This is a genomic window from Rhodanobacter sp. FW104-R8, from assembly GCF_001617365.1.
Classification (GTDB): Bacteria; Pseudomonadota; Gammaproteobacteria; order Xanthomonadales; family Rhodanobacteraceae; genus Rhodanobacter.
This window is the reverse complement of the sequence record NZ_LVJR01000020.1, coordinates 22,967-42,853: the sequence shown is the minus strand read 5'-3', so window position 1 is coordinate 42,853 and position 19,887 is coordinate 22,967. Positions and strand designations below refer to the sequence as shown.

At 67.8% G+C, this 19,887-nt stretch carries 16 protein-coding genes; 12 read left to right on the top strand and 4 right to left on the bottom strand.

The window, feature by feature from the left end:
* Positions 1 to 64 precede the first annotated feature (64 nt).
* The 4 genes from RHOFW104R8_RS05325 to tatC all read left to right on the top strand — a co-directional run bounded on the left by RHOFW104R8_RS05325 (position 65) and on the right by tatC (position 2,283).
* Positions 65 to 754, top strand: coding sequence for a lipid-binding SYLF domain-containing protein (locus RHOFW104R8_RS05325; protein WP_068092964.1), 690 nt, complete (start codon positions 65 to 67; stop codon positions 752 to 754).
* A gap of 61 nt (positions 755 to 815) precedes the next feature.
* The gene (tatA, locus tag RHOFW104R8_RS05320; protein WP_068092966.1) at positions 816 to 1,058 is read left to right on the top strand and encodes a twin-arginine translocase TatA/TatE family subunit; all 243 of its coding nucleotides are present in this window, start codon (positions 816 to 818) and stop codon (positions 1,056 to 1,058) included.
* Positions 1,059 to 1,085: 27 nt separating this feature from the next.
* Positions 1,086 to 1,538, top strand: a complete 453-nt coding sequence (tatB, locus tag RHOFW104R8_RS05315; protein WP_068092970.1) for a Sec-independent protein translocase protein TatB — start codon at positions 1,086 to 1,088, stop codon at positions 1,536 to 1,538.
* Positions 1,525 to 2,283: a twin-arginine translocase subunit TatC gene (tatC, locus tag RHOFW104R8_RS05310; protein ID WP_068092973.1), complete on the top strand. Its 759-nt coding sequence runs from the start codon at positions 1,525 to 1,527 to the stop codon at positions 2,281 to 2,283. Before tatB ends, tatC begins: the two co-directional genes overlap by 14 nt.
* Before the next feature lie 21 nt (positions 2,284 to 2,304).
* On the opposite strand, the gene RHOFW104R8_RS05305 is transcribed toward tatC, so the two are convergent.
* Both RHOFW104R8_RS05305 and RHOFW104R8_RS05300 read right to left on the bottom strand, forming a co-directional pair.
* Positions 2,305 to 4,479, bottom strand: coding sequence for a primosomal protein N' (locus tag RHOFW104R8_RS05305; protein WP_068092975.1), 2,175 nt, complete (start codon positions 4,477 to 4,479; stop codon positions 2,305 to 2,307).
* A gap of 397 nt (positions 4,480 to 4,876) precedes the next feature.
* A complete protein-coding gene (locus RHOFW104R8_RS05300) occupies positions 4,877 to 6,073 on the bottom strand; it encodes a DUF3667 domain-containing protein (protein ID WP_068092977.1) in 1,197 nt (398 codons plus the stop codon).
* Between the two features lie 106 nt (positions 6,074 to 6,179).
* On the opposite strand from RHOFW104R8_RS05300, the gene RHOFW104R8_RS05295 reads away from it, so the two are divergent.
* The gene (locus RHOFW104R8_RS05295; protein ID WP_068092979.1) at positions 6,180 to 7,565 is read left to right on the top strand and encodes an MATE family efflux transporter; all 1,386 of its coding nucleotides are present in this window, start codon (positions 6,180 to 6,182) and stop codon (positions 7,563 to 7,565) included.
* Between the two features lie 36 nt (positions 7,566 to 7,601).
* A complete protein-coding gene (gene sppA / locus RHOFW104R8_RS05290; RefSeq protein ID WP_068092982.1) occupies positions 7,602 to 9,482 on the top strand; it encodes a signal peptide peptidase SppA in 1,881 nt (626 codons plus the stop codon).
* A 103-nt stretch (positions 9,483 to 9,585) separates the two neighbouring features.
* Here the strand turns inward: sppA and RHOFW104R8_RS05285 are convergent, their stop codons facing one another.
* Positions 9,586 to 9,795 (bottom strand): hypothetical protein, encoded by a 210-nt coding sequence (locus RHOFW104R8_RS05285; RefSeq protein ID WP_068092993.1) that lies wholly within the window; start codon positions 9,793 to 9,795, stop codon positions 9,586 to 9,588.
* Positions 9,796 to 9,897: 102 nt separating this feature from the next.
* Here RHOFW104R8_RS05285 and RHOFW104R8_RS05280 point away from each other — a divergent pair, with 102 nt between their 5' ends.
* Positions 9,898 to 10,680 (top strand): SDR family oxidoreductase, encoded by a 783-nt coding sequence (locus RHOFW104R8_RS05280; protein ID WP_068092997.1) that lies wholly within the window; start codon positions 9,898 to 9,900, stop codon positions 10,678 to 10,680.
* Positions 10,681 to 10,719: 39 nt separating this feature from the next.
* On the opposite strand, the gene RHOFW104R8_RS05275 is transcribed toward RHOFW104R8_RS05280, so the two are convergent.
* Complete coding sequence (locus RHOFW104R8_RS05275) at positions 10,720 to 11,664, bottom strand: DegV family protein (protein ID WP_201028727.1); 945 nt, start codon at positions 11,662 to 11,664, stop codon at positions 10,720 to 10,722.
* 195 nt (positions 11,665 to 11,859) lie between these two features.
* On the opposite strand from RHOFW104R8_RS05275, the gene RHOFW104R8_RS05270 reads away from it, so the two are divergent.
* From RHOFW104R8_RS05270 to RHOFW104R8_RS05250, 5 genes are all read left to right on the top strand, one after another.
* Positions 11,860 to 12,651: an AMP nucleosidase gene (locus RHOFW104R8_RS05270; protein ID WP_068093004.1), complete on the top strand. Its 792-nt coding sequence runs from the start codon at positions 11,860 to 11,862 to the stop codon at positions 12,649 to 12,651.
* 455 nt (positions 12,652 to 13,106) lie between these two features.
* Positions 13,107 to 15,965 carry a TonB-dependent receptor domain-containing protein gene (locus RHOFW104R8_RS05265; protein ID WP_082823544.1) on the top strand — a complete coding sequence of 953 codons (2,859 nt, stop codon included), beginning with the start codon at positions 13,107 to 13,109 and terminating at the stop codon, positions 15,963 to 15,965.
* Positions 15,966 to 16,004: 39 nt separating this feature from the next.
* Positions 16,005 to 17,879, top strand: coding sequence for a sulfotransferase (locus RHOFW104R8_RS05260; RefSeq protein WP_235604366.1), 1,875 nt, complete (start codon positions 16,005 to 16,007; stop codon positions 17,877 to 17,879).
* Positions 17,869 to 18,471 (top strand): 2OG-Fe(II) oxygenase, encoded by a 603-nt coding sequence (locus RHOFW104R8_RS05255; protein ID WP_068093007.1) that lies wholly within the window; start codon positions 17,869 to 17,871, stop codon positions 18,469 to 18,471. The genes RHOFW104R8_RS05260 and RHOFW104R8_RS05255 overlap by 11 nt, the downstream gene beginning before the upstream one ends.
* On the top strand, positions 18,468 to 19,850 hold the full coding sequence (locus tag RHOFW104R8_RS05250; protein WP_082823543.1) for a sulfotransferase: 1,383 nt from the start codon (positions 18,468 to 18,470) through the stop codon (positions 19,848 to 19,850). Before RHOFW104R8_RS05255 ends, RHOFW104R8_RS05250 begins: the two co-directional genes overlap by 4 nt.
* The last annotated feature ends 37 nt before the right edge of the window (positions 19,851 to 19,887 follow it).

Below are 19,887 nucleotides of genomic sequence, written 5' to 3'. Positions count from 1 at the left end.
GCCACAAGCCCGGCGTACCGCGTGGCGCCGCGCCTTCCCCCGAACCCGAGCGTGGAGCTGCCCCATGTTGAAGACATCGTTGCAACGCCTGCTGCTGGCCGGACTGGCCCTGTTGCTGCCGGCCATGGCCGTGCACGCCGAGGATCCGCCGCTGGTGCGCGCCAGCAACGCCGTGCGCGTGCTCAACGACATCATGCAGGCGCCGGACAAGTCGATCCCGCAGGACCTGCTGCAAAACGCCAGGGCGATCGCGGTGATCCCTGACATGATCAAGGCCGGCTTCATCTTCGGCGGCCGCCGCGGCGAGGGGCTGATCTCGGTGAAGGGTCCGGATGGCACCTGGTCCAACCCCAGCTTCATCACCATGACCGGCGGCAGCGTGGGCTTCCAGGTCGGCGTGTCCTCGACCGACGTGATCCTGGTGTTCCGCACCCAGCGCGGCGTGGATTCGATCGTCAACGGCAAGTTCACCCTGGGCGCCGACGCGTCCGCCGCGGCCGGCCCGGTCGGGCGCACCGCCACGGCATCCACCGACGCGCAGATGAAGGCCGAGATCTACTCGTACTCGCGCAGCCGCGGCCTGTTCGCCGGCGTGGCGCTGGACGGCTCGGCGCTGCGCATCGACTACGACGCGAACGCCGCGATCTACGGCGCCGGCATCACGCCGCGGCGCATCTTCGAAGGCGGCGTCAGCAACGTGCCGACGCCGGTGGTGGATTTCCGCGACCGGCTTGAGGAGTACACTTCGCGCTGATACGGAAGACCGGCGCGCCGCGCGAAGGAATTTCCGGTCCGGTCCGTTTTCGAGGTAAGACATGAGCATCTGGCATCTGATAATCCTGCTGGTCGTGGTGGTGGTGATCTTCGGTACCGGCAAGCTGCGCAACATCGGCTCCGATCTCGGCAACGCCATGCGGGATTTCAAGAAAGGCCTCAACGGCGACGAGGACGAGGCCAAGCGCAAGGAAGAGGCCGAGCGCCTGCGCGCCGATCCGCCGCCGGCCGCCTCCGCCGACAAGGCGACGCAAGGCCAGCGCGACTCCAGCGACGCGAAGTAAGCCGCGGCGACGGGCGGGTTCGCGGCGATGATCGAGATCAGCTTCGGCAAGCTGGTGCTGCTCGCGCTGATCGCGCTGATCGTGCTCGGCCCGGAGAAACTGCCGGGCGCCGCGCGCACGGCCGGCGCGCTGCTGCGGCGCATGCGCAGCGGCTGGGACGACGTGCGCGCCGAGGTGGAGCGCGAATTGCAGGTCGAGGAAATCAAGCGCGCCGCGCGCGAGGCCGCCGCGAAGGCGGAAGCGGCGCAGGCGGAACTGGACGCCGCCGTGCAGAAGGTGCGCGACGTGCAGCACGTCGTCGTGGCGCCTGACCATGAAGCCGTGACCGGCGCGGCGAACGCGGCGGCAGCCGGCCCTGCCCTCGGAGCGGAAGCCACGGCGGAAAACCTGCCGGAAGGCGCACCGGACCCTGCCACCGGCGACCTGTTCGCGGGCACCGCCGCGACGGCCGCCAGGGAGCCGCCGCATGGCCACGCCTGAGCCCGAGGTCGACCTGCAGCAGGGGCTGTTCTCGCACCTGCTGGAACTGCGTTCGCGGCTGCTCAAGGCCAGCGCCACCGTGCTGGCGGTGCTGCTGGCGCTGGTGCCGTTCGCCAACCGCCTGTACGCGGAACTGGCCGCGCCGCTGGTGGCGCGGCTGCCCGAGGGCGCGCACCTGATCGCCACCGAGGTGGCCAGCCCGTTCGTCACGCCGCTGAAGCTGGCGTTCTACGCGGCGCTGTTCATCAGCATGCCGATGATCCTGTACCAGCTGTGGGCCTTCGTCAGCCCGGGCCTGTACAAGCACGAGAAGCGCCTGGCCCGGCCGCTGCTCGCTGCGGCACTGGTGCTGTTCTACCTGGGCTGCGCGTTCGCCTATTTCCTGGTGCTGCCGGCGGCGTTCCGCTTCCTCACCGCGATCACGCCGCAGGGGGTGGAGATGATGACCGACATCACCCACTACCTCGACTTCGTGATGCTGATGTTCTTCGCCTTCGGCCTGTGCTTCGAGGTGCCGGTGGCGGTGGTGATCCTCGCTGCGGTGGGCGTCGTCGACCTGGACAAGCTACGCAGCAGCCGGCGCTACGCCATCGTGGGCGCGTTTGCGATCGCCGCCTTCATCACCCCGCCGGACATCACCTCGATGATCATGCTGGCGGTGCCGATGTGCCTGCTCTACGAGCTGGGCATGCTGGCGGTGCGCTGGCTGGTGAAGCCGGGCTCGCTGAAGCCCGGCGCGGGATGAGCCCGGTTCGACGCGGAGCGTTCAATACAGGTCGATCGGGTCGACGTCCAGCGACCAGCGCACCTTGCGTGCCGGGGGCAGTGCGGTCAGCGCCAGTTGCCACGGTCGCAGCATCGCGTGCAGCAGCTGCCGGCTGGCGGCCTCCAGCAGCAGCTGGCCGCGATGGCGGCCCGCGCGCAGCGGCATCGGCGCGGGCATCGGCCCGGCGACCTGCAACTGATCGTTGATCGGCAGCGCGGCATGCGCCGCGGCGAGGAACGCCTCGACCTGCTCGCGCTGCGGCGCCTCGGCGCGCAGCAGTACCTGGTGGCTGTACGGCGGCAGCTGGATCAGCCGGCGTTCGGCCAGCAGCTCGCGCGCAGCGGCGGCGTAACCCTGCGCCAGCAGGCTGCGCAGCAGCGGATGTTCCGGCTGGTGCGTCTGCAGCAGCACGCGGCCGGGCTTGCGCGCGCGGCCGGCGCGGCCGGCTACCTGCACCACCAGCTGCGCCAGCCGTTCGCCGGCGCGGAAGTCGATGCTGTGCAGGCCCTCGTCCACGCCCACGATCGCGACCAGGGTGAGGTTGGGCAGGTCGTGGCCCTTGGCCAGCATCTGGGTGCCGACCAGGATCGCCGGCCGGTCGTCCTCGAGCATGGCCAGCAGCTGCTCGAACGCGTCGCGGCGGCGGGTGGTCTCGCGGTCCACCCGCAGCACCGGCACCTGCGGGAACTGCGCGACCAGCGCCTCCTCCAGCCGCTCGGTGCCCTGGCCCTGCGGCTTGAGGTCGCCTGCGCCGCACGCGGGGCAGGCGGCCGGCACGCGCTGGCGATAATCGCAGTGATGGCAGATCAGCTGGCGCCGGGCGGCATGCAGGGTCAGTGGATGTTCGCAGCGCGGGCAGCCGGCGTGCCAGCCGCAGGCGTGGCACAGCAGCACCGGCGCGTAGCCGCGGCGGTTGCGGAATACCAGCGCCTGCTCGCCGCGCGCCACCGTCTCCGCCACCGCCGCCAGCAGCGCCGGCGACATGCCGTGCTCCAGCCGCTGCGCGCGCATGTCGATGATCTGCACCTGCGGCGGCCGCACCGCGCCGGGCCGGGCGCGCAGGTGCAGGCTGCGGTAGCGGCCGGCGTCGACGTTGGCCAGCGATTCCAGCGAGGGCGTGCCCGAGCCCAGCAGCACCGGCACGCCCAGCGTGCGGGCGCGCACCAGGGCGAGGTCGCGGGCGTGGTAGCGGAAGCCTTCCTGCTGCTTGTAGGCGCCGTCGTGCTCCTCGTCCACGATGATCAGCCCGGCCTGCGGCAGCGGCGTGAACACCGCCGAGCGGGTGCCCAGGATCACCCGCGCGCCGCCGGCGCGGGCGCGCAGCCAGGCGCGCGCGCGGTCGCCTTCGGAAAGGTTCGAGTGCAGTACCTCGACGTTCACCCCGAGCCGCTCGCGCAGGCGCCGCTCGGTCTGTGGCGCCAGGCCGATCTCCGGCACCAGCAGCAGCGCCTGCTTGCCCTGCGCCAGCACCTGCTCGATCAGCGCCAGGTAGACCTCGGTCTTGCCGCTGCCGGTGACGCCGTCGAGCAGGAACGGCTGGTAGCGGCCGAGGCTGGCGCTTACGGCGGCGACCGCCTGTTGCTGTTCGTCGCTGAGTTGCGGTGCCAGCGATGGCGGCGCCGGGCGATCGGGCGGCGGCCGTTCGCTGCGTTCGAGCAGGCCGGCCGCGGCCAGCCGGCGCGCCGCCTCGCGCCAGCCGCTCTGGCGTTCGCCCAGCTCCTGCGCGCTCAGCGCACCGCCGCCGAGCAGGGCCAGCAGCGCCCGGCTGCCGCCGCGGCGGCTGCCGGCATCGTGGGCGCTGCGGCCGGCGCCGGTGAGCGACCAGTATTCGTCGCCGATCGGCGGCAGCGGCTTCGCCTCGCGCAGGGCCAGCGGCAAGGCATTGGCGTAGGCCTCGCCCGGCGCGCCGAGCCAGTAGTCGGCGGCCCAGGCCAGCGTCTGCATGAGTTCGGCGTCGAGCAGCGCGTCGTCGTCGAGCAGCCGCAGCGCCTGCTTCAGGCGGCCGCCGCCGACCGCCGCCTCGGCCTCGATCGCCACCACCACGCCGACCAGTCGGTGCCGCCCGAACGGCACCTGAAGCCGGCTGCCCACGCGGGCCTCGCCCGCCGCGGGCGGCAGGTAATCGAACAGGCTGGGCAGGGGAACCGGCAGGGCGACGCGAAGGACGGCGGGCATGGACTACCTCGTGGCGGCACAGTGTAGCTGCGGCCGTCGCCGGGCCCGTGGCGAAGCTGGTGACGGCAAGCGTGGCGTGCCTGCTGGAGTTGCGCGAACTTGCTGCCCGGTTATCGAGGAATTGGGGCTAAGTGGCTATCCCCGGGAAGTTTTTGCGCTTATCCACAGTAGCTGTGGATAAGTCTGTGGATGCAGCGGGGAGGGGGAGCCTCAAAGCGCGCCGCAGCGCCTTTTTCGACAGTCTGACGAGGTTTTGGTCAGATAAAAATATCTATCTTTCTCAATGGCTTGAAAATTTTGTTCGGTTGCAGTTCACACAATTGACAAACCACCCCCGGTCGCCTTGACAGGTCCATGACGCTGTGCAAAACCCCGGCTTCGTGGCCCGGAAGTGGCCTCAGTGGGCCGCGCCGAGCAGCAAGGCCACCATCAGCGCGAATGCCAGCAGCCAGAAATAGCACCAGCCGATGCACCAGAATTTCAGCAGGGTCATCGGCCAGCCCTGGCGGTAGACCCGTTTCTGCGTGAGCAGCAGGTAGACCGGAATCCACAGGATCAGCGCGGCCTGCAGCCAGCCCAGCACGTTACCGGCCCAGGCCGCATGCGGCTGCAGCCAAGTCGAGAGCATGCCGGCGAGGGTGACCAGCAGCAGGCTGAGGAACATGAACGCATGGCTGTGCAGGGCCACGATCAGGTGTTCCATGTACAGCCGCCGGCGGAACACGTAGAACAGCTTGAGCAGGACCGCGAATACCGGGATCAGCACGAACATGGTCGGCGGCAGCGTGCCGAAGACGCCGTTGATCATCCGCTGCTTCGCCTCGGCGCTGGCCGCGGTATCGCCATGCCTGAAGGTTTGCAAGTTGTCCTGGAGGTGGTGGCCCAGCTCGGTCAGGCGCGCGTTGGCGGCGTCGGGAAGCCAGCCGATGCGGACCGGCGACGATTCCCGCCGGATCGCCCGGCGCGTGGCATCGCCAGGTGGAGCGGCGGCGGTTTTCGCGGCTTCCGGCGGCTTCGCCGCCACGGCGGCGGTCGGGACCGGCGCCGCACCGAGTTCGGCCAGCCGGCGGTCGGCCTTCCGGCGCAGGTCGCGTTCGGCGACATCGGCCTGTTCCAGCAGGTTCGGCGGCAGCATGCCGGTCGCCCGGGCGCTCTGCAGGTCATCCAGTTCCTTCTGCAAGGCCTCACGCACCCCGGCCGGGCTGGCGGCGGTCTCGATCGCCCGGCTGTCCACGCTCAGCAGGGGGCGGCCGTTCGCAGGCATCTTGCCGGCGACCTGGTCGATCGCCAAGTGGAACACGAAGAACGACAGCAGGCACAGCACGAACATCAGCCGGAACGGCGCGATGTAGCGCACCCGCCGGCCGGCGAAGTATTCCAGGGTGAGGAAGCCAGGTTTCAGCAGCAGCGGCGGCAGCGTGTGCACGATGCGGCCGTCGATGTGCAGCACCGTCTCGACGGTTTCCTCGACCATGTGGTGCATCGGCTTCAGCACGCTGTGGATCGACTGCCCGCACTCGTGGCAGAACTCGCCCTGCATCGCGGCGCCGCAGTTGGCGCAACGCAAGCCTTCGTAGCTGATCAGCTGCTTCATCGAGGTTCCCGTTCGCGACAGCGGAAGATCTTCGCACAGCGCGGCGGCCGGCCGGGCGTGACCTATGGCTCAGGTAGAATGACCGGCCCTGGAGTCTGCTGTGCCGATGAAACCCTTCCATCCCGAGCGCGCCCATCTGCTGCACGAGGTGCGCGCCACCGTGCGTCTCGCGCTGCCGTTGATCTGTGCCCAGCTGGCCGCGGTCGGCAGCAACGTGATCGACGCGGTGCTGGCCGGGCACGTCAGCGCGCACGTACTGGGCGCGGTGGCGGTGGGCGCCAGCATCTGGTCGCTGGCGATCGTCTGCGGCATCGGCATGATGATGGCGGTGCCGCCGTCGGTGGCCCAGCTCGACGGCGCCGGGCGCCGCGGCGAGGTCGGCGCGGTGTTCCACCAGGCGTTGTGGCTGGCGCTGGGCATGGGCGCGCTGCTGTGGTTCGCGGTGCGCCACGCGGGGCCGCTGATCGAGCTGATCGGGGTGACGGCGAGCCTTCGCCACGACGTGCAGCGCTTCCTGCTGGCGATCAGCTGGGGCGCCCCGGCGCTGACCTGCTACTTCGCGCTGCGCGGCCTGTCCGAAGGGCTGTCGCTGACCCGGCCGTCGATGTACTTCAGCCTGGGCGGTCTGGTGCTGCTGGTGCCACTGGGCTACGTGCTGATGTTAGGCAAGCTGGGCATTCCGCCGCAGGGCGCGCACGGCTGCGGCATGGCCACCGCGATCGTGCTGTGGCTGGAGCTGCTGGCGTTCGGCGTCTACGTGGTCTTGCGGCGCAACTATCGCGGGCTGGGCCTGTTCGATCGTTTCCAGTGGCCGGACCTGGGCCGGATCGGCCAGCTGGTGCATATCGGCCTGCCGATGGCGGTGACCCTGCTGGCCGAGGCCGGGCTGTTCGTGGCCACCGCGCTGATCATCGCCACGCTGGGCGAGGACGTGATCGCCAGCCACCAGGTGGCGATCAACATCGCCTCGCTGTTCTTCATGATCCCGCTCGGCCTGGCGATGGCGATCACCGTGCGCGTGGGCAACGCGGTGGGCCGCGGCGACGAGCGCGGCGTGCGCTACGCCGGTTTCTGCGGGATCGGCCTGACCCTGGTCACCCAGCTGTTCTCGGCCGGCCTGATGCTGGGCCTGCCGCACTTCATCGCCTCGCTGTACACGCACGAGCCGAAGGTGATCGCGCTGGCCGCGCAGCTGATCATGCTGGCCGGGCTGTTCCAGTTCTCCGACGGCATCCAGGTCGCCGCCAACGGCGCGCTGCGCGGCCTCAAGGACACCCGCGTGCCGATGGCGATCACCCTGTTCGCGTACTGGATGGTCGGCATGCCGGTGGGCTGGTGGCTGGCGTTCCACCATGGCATGGGCGCGCGCGGGATGTGGGTCGGCCTGATCGCCGGGCTGTCGGTGGCGGCCGCGATGCTGTTCACCCGCTTCTGGCGCAGCGCGTGGAGGCAGCGCTGGCGCCGCCATGCGCCGGTGACCGCGCTGGCCTGACCGGCTACGCTTGGCCCGACGATTCCGGATACCTCCATGACGCTTCCGCCACCGCTACCGCCTCGCCGCAACGGTTTCCGGGCCTTCCTGCGCTCGCTTGGCCGCGGCATCAACCTGCTGCGGCTGGTGATCCTCAACCTGGTGTTCTTCGGCGTGCTGGCCGTGCTGCTGTTGCTGCTGACCGCGGGCGTGTTCGGCAGCCGCATGGAGCGCGCGGTGCAGGACGACAGCGTGCTGGTGATCCGGCCGCAGGGCCAGCTGGTCGAGCAGTACAGCATCGATCCGCTGCAGCGTGCGTTGGCCGGCCTGTCCGGCGAGCAGCCGAAGCAGGTGCAGCTGCGCGACCTGGTCGACGCGATCGACGCGGCGGCGAAGGATCGGCGGATCAGCCGCATCCTGCTGCTGCCGGACGAGCTGCAGGGCGGCGGCTTCGCCGCGCTGCGCGAGGTGGGAGCGGCGCTGGACCGCTTCCGCGCTGCAGGCAAGCCGGTGGTGGCCTGGGCGGTGAACCTGGACCAGGGCCAGTACTACCTGGCCGCGCATGCCGACCGCCTGCTGGTCGACCCGCAGGGCGGCGTGATGATCACCGGGCTGGCCAACTACCGGCTGTTCTACAAGGACCTGCTGGACAGGCTCGGCGTCGACGTGCACCTGTTCCGTGTGGGCGAGTTCAAGAGCGCGGCCGAGCCGTACATCCTCGACCACGCCTCGGCCGAGGCGAAGCAGGCCGACAGCTACTGGATGGGCGGCCTGTGGGACGGCTGGCTCGACGAGGTGGCGGCCATGCGCAGGCTGGATCCGGCGACGCTGCGCGACGACGTCGACAACCTGCCGCAGCATATCGCCGGCACCCGCGGCAACCTGGCGCAGCTGGCGCTGGACCAGCACTTGGTGGACGGGCTGGCCACGCGCAGCGAACTGATCGCGATGATGCGCAGGGAAGGCGTGCCGGCCGACAGGAAAGGGCACAGCTTCCGCCAGGTCGATCTGGGCCGTTACGCCGCCGGCCTGCCGCGCGACGGCGGCGCGTTCGCGCCCAGCGTGGCGATCGTGGTGGCCGAGGGCGAGATCGCCGGCGGCAAGCGCGCGGCCGGCTCGATCGGCGGCGAATCCACCGCGGCGCTGATCCGCAGCGCGCGCGAGGATCGCAAGACCAAGGCCCTGGTCTTGCGGGTCAACTCGCCCGGCGGCGAGGTCTACGCGGCCGAGCAGATCCGCCGCGAGATCGAGCTGACCCGCAGCGCGGGCATCCCGGTGGTGGTGTCGATGGGCGACGTGGCGGCCAGCGGCGGCTACTGGATTGCGATGAACGCGAACCGCATCTACGCCGAGCCGAACACCATCACCGGCTCGATCGGCATCTTCGGCATGTACTACACGGTGCCGAACACGCTGGCCAAGCTGGGCGTCCGCAGCGACGGCGTCGGCACCGGGCCGATGGCCGGCGCATTCGACATCAGCCGCCCGCTCGACCCGAAGGTCGGCGCGGTGATCCAGGCGATCATCGACAAGGGCTACCGCGACTTCGTCGGCAACGTGGCGAAGGCGCGCGGCAAGAGTTACGAGGCGATCGACGCGATCGCGCAGGGCCGGGTGTGGACCGGCAAGCAGGCGATCGAGCGCGGCCTGGTCGACCGGCTCGGCGGGCTGGACGCGGCCGTCGCCGACGCGGCCGGCCTGGCCAGGCTGGGCAAGGATTACCCGGTGCGCTACGTGGAGGCGCCGCTAGGTGGCTTCGAGCGTTTCCTGATCGGGCTCAACCAGGGCGCCGGCGTGCGTCTGCTGCAGTCGTGGGGCGTGCGCCTGCCGCCCTGGTTCGCCCAATTGCCGGCGCTGGCGCCGGAACTCGAACTGCTGCGCAGCGCGAAGGCCGGCACGCCGAACATCTACGCGGATTGCCTGTGCAGCCCACGTTGAGCGCTGCCGCCTCGTAGGAGCCCGCTGGCGGGCGATGCTCTTTTCTGGATATTCAGAGCAGAAGCATCGCCCGCCAGCGGGCTCCTACGCGAGTGTTCAATCGCTACTGTTCCTGCGCCTCGATCTGCTTGCGCTGCTCCTCGGCCTGCTTGTCGACGGCCTTCTGCACGTCCTTCGCGCGCTGCTCGTCCGCCTTCAGCGCGTCGAACGGCGTGGCGGTGTCGGCCGCGGCCGGCTTGGCCTGGGGTTCCGGCGGCTTGCCGGAGCAGGCGCCGAGGGCAAGGACGCAGAGCAGGAGCGGCAGCGGTTTCATGGCGGTTCTCGCGCGGGATCGACCGGCCGAGTGTCCCGCCATGCCCTGCCGCAGGCAAGGCGCCGCCTAGGCGCGGCGTGATCGACGCTTTAAGCTGCGCGCATGGACAACCGCCTCGACGCCTGGCATCTGCATGGCCACACCGCCCTGATCACCGGGGCCAGCAAGGGCATCGGCCACGCCACCGCGCGCGAGCTGGCCGGGCGCGGCGCCGACCTGCTGCTGGTGGCGCGCGACGAGGATTACCTCGAGCAGGTGCGGGTGGAGCTGGCCGACGAGTTCGCCGACGTCGAGGTGCTGGCGTTCGGCGCCGACCTGGTCGACGCGGAGGAGCGCCTGGCCGTGTTCGACTGGATCGCCGATCTCGGCGCGCCGGTTTCGCTGCTGGTCAACAACGCCGGCGGCAACCAGCCGGCCGCCGCGCTGGACTACCGCGAGGACGACTACCGCGCGATCTTCGAGCAGAACCTGTTCTCCGCGTTCGAGATGTGCCGGCTGGCGCATCCGCAGCTGGTGCAGCACGCGAATGCGGCGATCGTGAACGTGGGGTCGGTGTCGGGCGTCACCCACGTGCGCACCGGCGCGCCCTACGGCATGAGCAAGGCGGCGCTGCACCAGCTCACCCGCAACCTGGCCGCCGAGTGGGCGGTGGACGGCATCCGCGTCAACGCGGTGGCGCCGTGGTACATCCGCACCCAGCGCACCGATCCCGCGCTGGCCGATGCCGACTACCTGGACGAGGTGCTCGACCGCACGCCGCTGAAGCGGATCGGCGAGCCGGAGGAAGTGGCCGCGGCGATCGCCTTCCTGTGCCTGCCGGCAGCCAGCTACATCACCGGCCAGGTGCTGGCGGTGGACGGCGGGTTCCTCAACTACGGGTTCTGAACACCCGGCCGTCCGTCGTCACGCCGCGGCAGCCGGCGGTCAGAACTCGGCCTCGTGCTCCTCGGCGGCGAAGCCGACCGTCACCGCGCCTTCGCCCACGTTGACCATGCCGGTGATGCTCATCGGCGCTTCCATCAGCTCGACGCCGTGCTCTTCGCAGACGGCGCGCAGTTCGGTGTAGCCGGGCAGGTGCGGCAGCACCTCGAGGTCGCCGCCGTAGCTGACGCAGACCATCGGCACCAGCAGGCCGGCACGCACGCGCTGTGCGGCATAGCCGAACAGCGCCTCCGCGCCCTGCTCGAAGCCGCGCACCTTGCCGACCGGGCCGGTCTCGCCGCGGAAACAGCGCAGGATCGGCTTGATGTCCAGCGCCGAGCCCAGCATCGCGCTGACCAGGCCGACGCTGCGGTCGTTCTTCTTCTTGGCGCGGGCGCGCAGGTAGTAGAGGTCGCGCGGCAACATGTAGCCGTAGGTGTGGTTGGCGAGGTGGGTGAGCCGTTCGCGGATCAGCCCGGGCGTCTCGTCGGCCGCGATCAGCCGGGCCGCCTCGTACACCGCCGGTGCCGCGCCGGCGAAGATGTTGCGGGTGTCGATCACGCGCATCATGAACGGGCCGGGCACGCCGGCCCGCTCGCGCACCTGCCGGTAGTTCTTGAGGATGCCGAAACTGGCCTTGTTGACGTGCTCGTTGATCGGGCTGCGGGTGGCGGTGATGGTCAGGCAGAACACGCAGTCCTGCTCCAGCACCAGCTTCTCCAGGAACAGCTTCTGCACCTCGTCCACCGGGCACGGCTCGGTCTCCGCCGAATGGCTGCGGCTGCCCAGGCGGCGATCGATGAAGCGCTGGATCTCGGCCGGTTTGCGGTCGTCCATGAAGACTTCGCTGTCCACCCTCACGGTGATCGGCATCACCGCAACATTGTGCTGTTGCAGGAACGCCTGCGACAGGTCGCAGGCCGCGTCGATTGCCAGGCCCATCCGCATACGTTTCCTCCCCCGTCATGAATGGCAAGTGCAACATAACATGGCACAAGTGACTGCGGTCACAGGAAAAAGTGCCCATGGCGCGGGGATGCCGGGGGCCGTGGCGCATGGTCCGGCCCTAGAATGACCACCGCATGTGTCTGGCATTCCGCCGGCGTGGCGTCGCCGGCAACCCCACCAGGTATCGCTTCATCCATGAAAAGCAAACAGGAAATCGTCTCCAACTGGCTGCCGCGCTACACCGGCGTGCCGCTCGAGCAGTTCGGCGAGCACATCCTGCTGACCAACTTCGGCCATTACGTGGAGCTGTTCGCGCAATGGCACGGCGTGGAGGTGCAGGGGCGCGACCGGCCGATGCCGAGCGCCACCGCCGACGGCATCACCCTGATCAACTTCGGCATGGGCAGCCCCAACGCCGCCACCATGATGGACCTGCTCAGCGCGATCGGACCGAAGGCCGCGCTGTTCCTCGGCAAGTGCGGCGGGGTGAAGAAGAAGAACCAGCTCGGCGACCTGGTGCTGCCGATCGCGGCGATCCGCGGCGAGGGCACCAGCAACGACTACCTGCTGCCGGAGGTGCCCGCGCTGCCGGCGTTCCAGCTCCAGCGCGCGGTCTCCACCATGATCCGCGACCTCGGCCACGACTACTGGACCGGCACGGTGTACACCACCAACCGGCGCGTGTGGGAGCACGACGAGGCGTTCAAGGACTACCTGCGGCGCACCCGCTGCATGGCGGTGGACATGGAGACCGCCACCATCTTCGCCGCCGGCTTCGCCAACCGCATCCCGTGCGGCGCGCTGCTGCTGGTGTCCGACCAGCCGATGATCCCGGAAGGCGTGAAGACCGAGGCCAGCGACCGCCGGATCACCTCGGAATTCGTCGAGGCGCACATCCGCATCGGCATCGAGGCACTCAAGCTGGTGCGCCGCAACGGCCGCAGCGTGAAGCACCTGCGCTTCGAGGCCGACGGGGAGAACGAGTAGGGGGCACGACGCTCCTTGGTCGGCGGTCGGATGCGGGGCAAGTCAAGCTGTATCGCAAGTTATTACTGCGCGCATCGACAGGGAATCGCGATGATGATCGCAATCAGGGTCTATGCGTAAGTTTTTACGCACAAGATAATCGTGAATGCGTAAATTCTTGCTATAGAAAATTTGTTGACAATGCGTAAATGAAGCGTAATAAAGACGGATCACACGTGGAGCGGGCTGAAGGGTCGACAAGCCAGCCGTAACGCTTTCCGGTGCCCTCCGCGGTACTGGCCATCGCGAGGCTGCTGTGTTCTCGCAGTGTTATTTCCCTGTTAGTATCGGCCCGGATCGGGAGTTCCCATGGCCTGGCACTCAGCAGGAGCCGAGAGAAGGTCACGTCAACTCACAATCGCCTTGTGGGAATTGGTTTTACTGACGCATTAAATAATTAATCGGAGGGTGCTTTCATGAAACTTGGGGTCAAGAAACTTTCTTCGGCGGTCCGTCTCGGCCTTTCGCTGGGTGCTGTCATCGCGGTGGGCGTGTCCACTTCGGCCTTCGCGCAGGATACGAGCGGTCAGCAAAACAACCAGCCGGCTGATCAGCAGAATGCCAAGACGCTGCAGACCGTGGTGGTCACCGGTTCGCGCATTCGCCGCGTCGACCTCGAAACGGCCAACCCCGTCACTACCGTGACGCGCGAGGAGATCAAGTCCAGCGGCAAGCTGACGGCCGGCGATCTGCTGCAGGAACTCCCCGCGGTAGCGGGCGCGGCGACCAACCCGAACGTCAACAACGGCGGTGGTGACGGTGCCTCGACCGTATCGCTGCGTGGCTTGGGCTCCCAGCGCACCCTGATCCTGGTGAACGGCCACCGCGTCGCCCGCAACGACATCAACGCGATCCCGGCCAGCATGATCGACCGCATCGAAGTCCTGAAGGACGGTGCGTCGGCCACGTACGGTTCGGACGCGATCGGCGGCGTGGTGAACTTCATCCTGCGCAAGAATTTCCAGGGCCTCGAGCTCAGCGCCAACGTCGGCGAATCCGACCACAACGACGGTACCCGCCGCGGCTTCTCGGCCCTCTTCGGCACCGCCGGCGACAAGGGCAGCATCACGGCGGGCATCGACTACAACAAGTTCGATGAAATCTCCTCGGCCAAGCGCGACTTCTCCAAGTACGCCACCTACCTGTCGAGCGGTTCGGTGTATCACGGCGGTTCCAGCCGCAACCCCAACGGCTACGTCAGTCTGCCGACCGGACCGGTCACGCTGGCGCATCCGGTGAACGGCAAGACCTCGACGAGCGACTATCGTCCGTACAACTCCAAGACCGACTCGTTCAACTACCAGGCGGTGAACCTGATCACCACGCCGCAGGAACGCTTCAACGCGTTTGCGCTGGCAACCTACCAGGTGACCGACAATCTCCAGGCCCATCTGGACTTCTTCTACAACAAGACCAGCTCGCACTTCGCGATCGCCCCGCTGCCATTCGACGCGAAGAGCGACGGCGTGGTGGTCTCGGCCCAGAACTACTACAACCCGTTCGGCATCAATTTCGGGCCGGGCGGCAGGACCTTCCGCAGCCGCTTCACCACGCTGGGCCAGCGCATGGAGGATTTCGCGACCCAGACCGGCCAGGTGGACGCCGGCCTGAAGGGCTCCGTGGGCGACACCAGCTGGCAGTGGTCCGCTGACCTCAACTACGGCCACGTCGGCCAGGATACGGTTCAGCATGGCTACGTGTACTACAACGGCCTGAAGTCGGCCCTGGGTCCGTCGTTCCTGGACCCGGTTTCCGGCAAGGTGACCTGCGGCACGCCGACCGCGCCGGTCTCCGGCTGCACCCCGCTGAACATCTTCAACGTGAATGACCCCCAGACGGTCAGCACGCTGGGCAACTATGCGGCGGCTCCGTTCGGCCATACCCTGATCACCACCCGCCGCGCCGAAGTCAACGCGAACGGCGACCTGTTCAGCCTGCCGGCTGGCACGGTCTCGCTGGCGGTCGGCGCCGACTACGAGAAGGACTACCAGAACACCCAGGTCGACTACATCGCCCGGACCAGCGGCACCGGCGGCACCTGCTTCATCTCGCAGGAGGCCTGCGCCACGCCGCTGGCGGGCTCCTTCAACGTGAAGGAAGTCTACGGCGAGCTGTTCGTGCCGCTGCTGACCGGCCTGCCGGGCATCAAGTCGCTGAACCTGACCCTGGGCTCGCGTTATTCGAGCTATTCCTCGGCGGGCAGCCGCACCTCCAACAAGGTGGCGCTCGAGTGGCGCCCGGTTGACGACCTGCTGGTACGCGGCACGATGGAGGGCGTGTTCCGTGCGCCGACCATCAGCGACCTGTACGCCGGCGCGGCCGGCTCGGCGCCGCAGCTGACCGATCCCTGCATCGGCTACACCGGCGGCCATGCGGCCGCATGCGCGAACGTGCCGACCAACGGTTCGTTCAAGGGCTCGGGCCTGGGTCAGACCACGGCCGTGGTGTCGGGCTCGGTGGCCGCCGGCTACAACCTGAAGCCGGAATACGGCAAGTCGTTCGACTTCGGCGCGGTGTACGACCCGCATTTCATCCCGGGCCTGTCGCTGAGTGCCGATTACTGGCGCGTGCACCTGAACGACACGATCACCCCGCTCGGCGTGCAGAACACCATGTCGATCTGCTACGCGAACGGCAGCAGCCCGTTCTGCAGCTTCATCCACCGCGACGACACGGGCCAGATCCTCTTCATCAACTCGCCGACGGTGAACCTGGGCACGCTGAACACCAGCGGCATCGACTTCACCGGGAAGTACAAGATCCCGCACTTCGACGTAGCCGGCACCAACATCGGCGACTTCGCGCTGTCGTTGAACACCACCTACCTGATCAAGTACGACAACGATACCGCCCCGGGCCAGGCCGGCGACGTGATCAACCACCTTGCGGGCATGTACAACAACGGCTACGGCAACTACACCCGCTGGCGCGGCGTCGGCATGCTGAACTGGAGCACCGGCCCGTGGAGCGCGACGTGGAAGATGCGCTACTTCGGCGCCCTGAACGTCGGTTCGCGCAATACCACCGAGACCTTCAGCGCGGATCAATCGTTGCCGAACGTGGTCCTGCGGGTGCCGACGATGATCTACAACGACTTCGCGGTCGCCTACAACATCGCCCGGTGGAACACCACGCTGAACGCCGGTGTTGACAACGTGTTCGACAAGCAGCCGCCGCTGATGTACCAGAACAACGTGCTCAACGCGAACACCGACGTGAACACGTACGACACCATCGGCCGCTACTTCTTCGCCGGTGTGACCGTGAAGTTCTGATCCTCTAGCAGGCTGTTTCGCTAGAATTGAAGCCGCGCGGTGCAAGCCGCGCGGCTTTTTTTTCTGGAGCACGGCGACCAGACCATGACAGTAACCGGCAACAACGAACGCATTCGGCAGGCGCTGGAGGCTGGCGATGCGGTCCGTGCGGAACGCGAATGCCGGGGTTGGCTGCAGGCCATTCCCGATGACGAGTCCGCGCTGTTGTGGCTGGCCTACGCCCAGCAGCAACAGGGGAGGATGGACGAGGCTCTGGCAACCTACCAGCGGCTGACCGTGCTTTATCCGAAGGCGGGGAGGCACTGGGGCAATTTCGGCACCCTGCTGCGTGCTGTCGGGCGTCTTGCGGAGGCGCAGCAATGCTATGAACAGGCGCTGCGGCTGGAGCCGGACGACATCCTCGCCAAGGCCAACCTGGGCCTGTTGTGCATGGAACGCGGCGAGCTGGTGCAGGCGCGCGATCTCCTGCTGGACGCCGCCTTGCACCAGCCCGGCGATCTTTCCTTGCGGATCAACGCCGCGCTCGTCTCGCACGAATGCGGCGATACCCTGGCGGTGGAGCATCTGCTGGCGGACTGGCGCGCCTGGCCGGAGCTGGACGGGCAATTGCGCATCGACCTGGCCTGGCTGTTCTCGCAGACGGGACGCGTGGCGGAGGCCGAGCAACTGCTGGACAAGGCGATGGTGCTCGACGGCGAACGCCCGCGCACGATCGCAAGGCTGATCCTGTTGTATGAGCGCGTCAATCGGCTGGACGAGGCGCGAAGCCTGTTGGCGCGCCTGCCGGAACCGCGGACACTGGCGGATGACAGCGAGCGGGAGGACGTCGCGGCGGCCATCTGCACGATGGCCATGCGCGGCGCCGACCCGGCGGCCGCCAGACATCAGCTGGAGCAACTGATCGCGCAGATACGCGAGCACAGGCATCGCAGCAACCTCTACTTCGCGCTGGCGAAGGCCTGCGACAGGCTCGGCGACACCGAGGCCGTCATGCATGCCCTGGCCCAGGCCCACGCGGCGCAACTCGAAACCGCCGCCCAGCTGGTGCCCGAGCTTATGGCTCCGGGCGTGGAGCCGTTGGCGCCGGCGCTGGTGCGGATGACGGCGGCCGACGTGGCCGGGTGGCCCACCGGCCTGGCGCCCGCGGCGAGGCCTTCGCCGGTATTCGTGGTGGGCTTCCCCCGCTCCGGTACCACCATGCTGGAGCAGATGCTCGATGCCCATCCCGCGTTGGCGTCGATGGACGAGCGCCCGTTCATGCAGGAACTGGTGGAAGAGCTGCAGGGATGGGGCGTGCTCTACCCCGAGGCCCTGGGCCAACTCGACGAGTCGCGCTGCGAAGCGTTGCGGCAGGCATATTGGGCACGGGTGGCCGATGTCGTGCAGCTGAAGCCGGGGCAGCAGCTGGTGGACAAGAACCCGCTGAACCTGTTGCACCTGCCATTGATACGGCGCCTGTTCCCGGACGCCAAGGTCATTCTGGCGCTGCGCCATCCTTGCGACGTGATCCTCAGCAATTACATGCAGGATTTCCGTTCGCCCGGATTCCAGGTGATGTGTTCGTCGCTCGAACGACTTGCACGCGGTTACGTCCATGCCATGCAGTACGTCATCCATCACGAAGCGCTGCTGGGACTGCAGGTGCTGCACCTGCGTTACGAGGATCTGCTGGACGACTTCGACGGGATGGTGGAGCGGATCGGCAGCTTCATCGGATTGGATGACGCAGATCCCTTGCGCAATTTCCATCAGCATGCCCGGCAAAAAGGCTTCATCAGTACGCCAAGTTATTCGCAGGTGACGCAACCGCCCAACAGGCAAGCGATGGGGCGGTGGCGCCGCTACGAGAGCGCATTCGAGCCATTGCTGCCGGTTCTGCGGGAAGTCATGGAGCATTGGGGCTATGACGCCTGAAACCGTTTCCCCGCCCATCTGCGACTTGCGCGGCTACGTGCAGGTTTTCGACGATTCGTTGCCGGTGTCGTTCTGCCAGCAGTTGGTCGCCTCCTTCCATCAGGCCAGGGACCGCCATGTGACGCGCCGCAAGGGCTGGCGCGCCGGGCTGGACGAGAGCTCGTGGACGGAACTCGACATCACGCCATTGGCGGACGATGCGTTCAAGGGCTTCTTCTATCGGAAGATCGATGATTACCTGTCGCTGTACAACCGGCAGTTCGGACTGACCATCCCGGTGCCGACGTCGACGCTGCTGGATTCGCTGCGCATCAAGCGCTACGTCGCCGGCAGCGGCGAGGCCTTCCAGCCGCACTTCGATTCGCTGGGGGAAGTGTCCAACCGCTATATGGTTTTTCTCTGGTACCTGAATGATGTGGAAAAGGGCGGCGAAACGGAATTCTGCGACTTGGGCATCAAGGTAAGTGCCCGCACCGGGCGCCTGCTCATGTTTCCGCCCTATTGGATGTTCCAGCATGCCGGTCGTCCGCCGATATCGGGCGACAAGTACATTCTGTCGACCTACCTGCTCTTTCCTCCGGCGCCGGCATGAGCGACCCGATTCATCCTCCCATGCCTCAGCTCACTGATGCCAGCGACGCCGCAAGCAGCTTTGCGCGGGCGTCGGAGCTGCGTTCGCAGGGGCGGCTGGAGGCAGCCACGACCGCGATGCGGGAGTTTGCGCACAGGCATGCAGGCGACCCGGACGCCATGTTCGATTGTGCCAAGTTCATCAGGGAGTGCGGTCGCCACGCCCAGGCGGCCGAGGTATGCGAGCAACAGCTGTGGGCCGGTCAGCGAAGTCCCCGGTTGTTCGCGCTGGCAGGGAGTATCGCCCACGAACTGGGGCGATTCGACGAGGCGCGCGCGCACTATCTGGCAGCCCTGCGCACCGGCGTGAACATCAACGAGTGGTTCGTGCTGCAGGCGCTGGCAAATACTACGCGCTACACCGATGTTGGCCATCCCGACTTCGCGCTGTTTGAAACGCATCTTCGTGATCCGGCGCTGACCGCGCGCGCGCGCGCATCCATCTTGTTCGCTTTCGGCAAGGCCTGCGACGACATCGGCGATCACGCGCGCGCAGCAGGGCTGTTGCGCGAAGCGAACGCGCTGGCGCGGAGCACGATAGCCTGGGCGCGCGGAGACTGGGACAGGTTCGTCGCCGACCAGTTGCGGGTGCGGGCGCCCCAAGTGCCGGGAAAGGCGGAATCCGACTGCATCCCGGTATTCATCGTCGGCATGGTGCGCAGCGGCACCACGCTGGTGGCTGACCGCCTCGGTCGCGACCCGGCCGTGCGCAACCGCGGCGAAATGCCGTTCATCGGCTACCTGGCGGGCCAGCTGGCAACACACGGCCTTGCCGCCGATCCGCAGGCGCTCGCCGAAGCGCGCAGGATCTACCTGGCGCATCTTCGGCAAGACGATGCGCCGGCGACGTGGTACGTGGACAAGCACCCGCTGAACTTCCGCTATCTCGGGCAGATCGCCAGCTTGTTTCCGCAGGCGCGGATCATCCATTGCCGACGCAATCGCCGCGACAACGCCCTGTCGATCTGGAGCCAGCTGTTCGGCCACATGGACAACGACTACGCGTACGATTTCGACGATATCGCCGCCTTTGGTGCGGGCTGTGACCGTCTGATGGAGCATTGGCGGCAACGAATGGTGCTGCCGATCCACACGGTCGACTACGAGCAGATGGTGGAACAGCCCGAACGAACCATGGCTGGCCTGAGGGCATTTCTCGGCCTTCCCGGCGAAGTCGGCGAGCAGGAAGCCAGCAAGCCGGTGTCGCGGGAATACGCGATAAGCTCGGCCAGCATGTGGCAGGCGCGCCAGCCGGTCTATCGGCGCTCGGTGGCACGCTGGCGGCTGTATGCGCCGTTCGTGCCCGAGCTGGCGGAAAAGTTCGCGGATGCGGATGGCTGATGACACCCCGGGATCAGGGCTTCGATAACGGTCTATC

What these genes read in the sequence shown, in the direction of transcription:
- RHOFW104R8_RS05325 (WP_068092964.1), top strand. Translation starts at nt 65, where the DNA reads ATGTTGAAGACATCGTTGCAACGCCTGCTGCTGGCCGGACTGGCCCTG.
- tatA (WP_068092966.1), top strand. Translation starts at nt 816, where the DNA reads ATGAGCATCTGGCATCTGATAATCCTGCTGGTCGTGGTGGTGGTGATC.
- tatB (WP_068092970.1), top strand. Translation starts at nt 1,086, where the DNA reads ATGATCGAGATCAGCTTCGGCAAGCTGGTGCTGCTCGCGCTGATCGCG.
- tatC (WP_068092973.1), top strand. Translation starts at nt 1,525, where the DNA reads ATGGCCACGCCTGAGCCCGAGGTCGACCTGCAGCAGGGGCTGTTCTCG.
- RHOFW104R8_RS05305 (WP_068092975.1), bottom strand. Translation starts at nt 4,479, where the DNA reads ATGCCCGCCGTCCTTCGCGTCGCCCTGCCGGTTCCCCTGCCCAGCCTG.
- RHOFW104R8_RS05300 (WP_068092977.1), bottom strand. Translation starts at nt 6,073, where the DNA reads ATGAAGCAGCTGATCAGCTACGAAGGCTTGCGTTGCGCCAACTGCGGC.
- RHOFW104R8_RS05295 (WP_068092979.1), top strand. Translation starts at nt 6,180, where the DNA reads ATGAAACCCTTCCATCCCGAGCGCGCCCATCTGCTGCACGAGGTGCGC.
- sppA (WP_068092982.1), top strand. Translation starts at nt 7,602, where the DNA reads ATGACGCTTCCGCCACCGCTACCGCCTCGCCGCAACGGTTTCCGGGCC.
- RHOFW104R8_RS05285 (WP_068092993.1), bottom strand. Translation starts at nt 9,795, where the DNA reads ATGAAACCGCTGCCGCTCCTGCTCTGCGTCCTTGCCCTCGGCGCCTGC.
- RHOFW104R8_RS05280 (WP_068092997.1), top strand. Translation starts at nt 9,898, where the DNA reads ATGGACAACCGCCTCGACGCCTGGCATCTGCATGGCCACACCGCCCTG.
- RHOFW104R8_RS05275 (WP_201028727.1), bottom strand. Translation starts at nt 11,664, where the DNA reads ATGCGGATGGGCCTGGCAATCGACGCGGCCTGCGACCTGTCGCAGGCG.
- RHOFW104R8_RS05270 (WP_068093004.1), top strand. Translation starts at nt 11,860, where the DNA reads ATGAAAAGCAAACAGGAAATCGTCTCCAACTGGCTGCCGCGCTACACC.
- RHOFW104R8_RS05265 (WP_082823544.1), top strand. Translation starts at nt 13,107, where the DNA reads ATGAAACTTGGGGTCAAGAAACTTTCTTCGGCGGTCCGTCTCGGCCTT.
- RHOFW104R8_RS05255 (WP_068093007.1), top strand. Translation starts at nt 17,869, where the DNA reads ATGACGCCTGAAACCGTTTCCCCGCCCATCTGCGACTTGCGCGGCTAC.
- RHOFW104R8_RS05250 (WP_082823543.1), top strand. Translation starts at nt 18,468, where the DNA reads ATGAGCGACCCGATTCATCCTCCCATGCCTCAGCTCACTGATGCCAGC.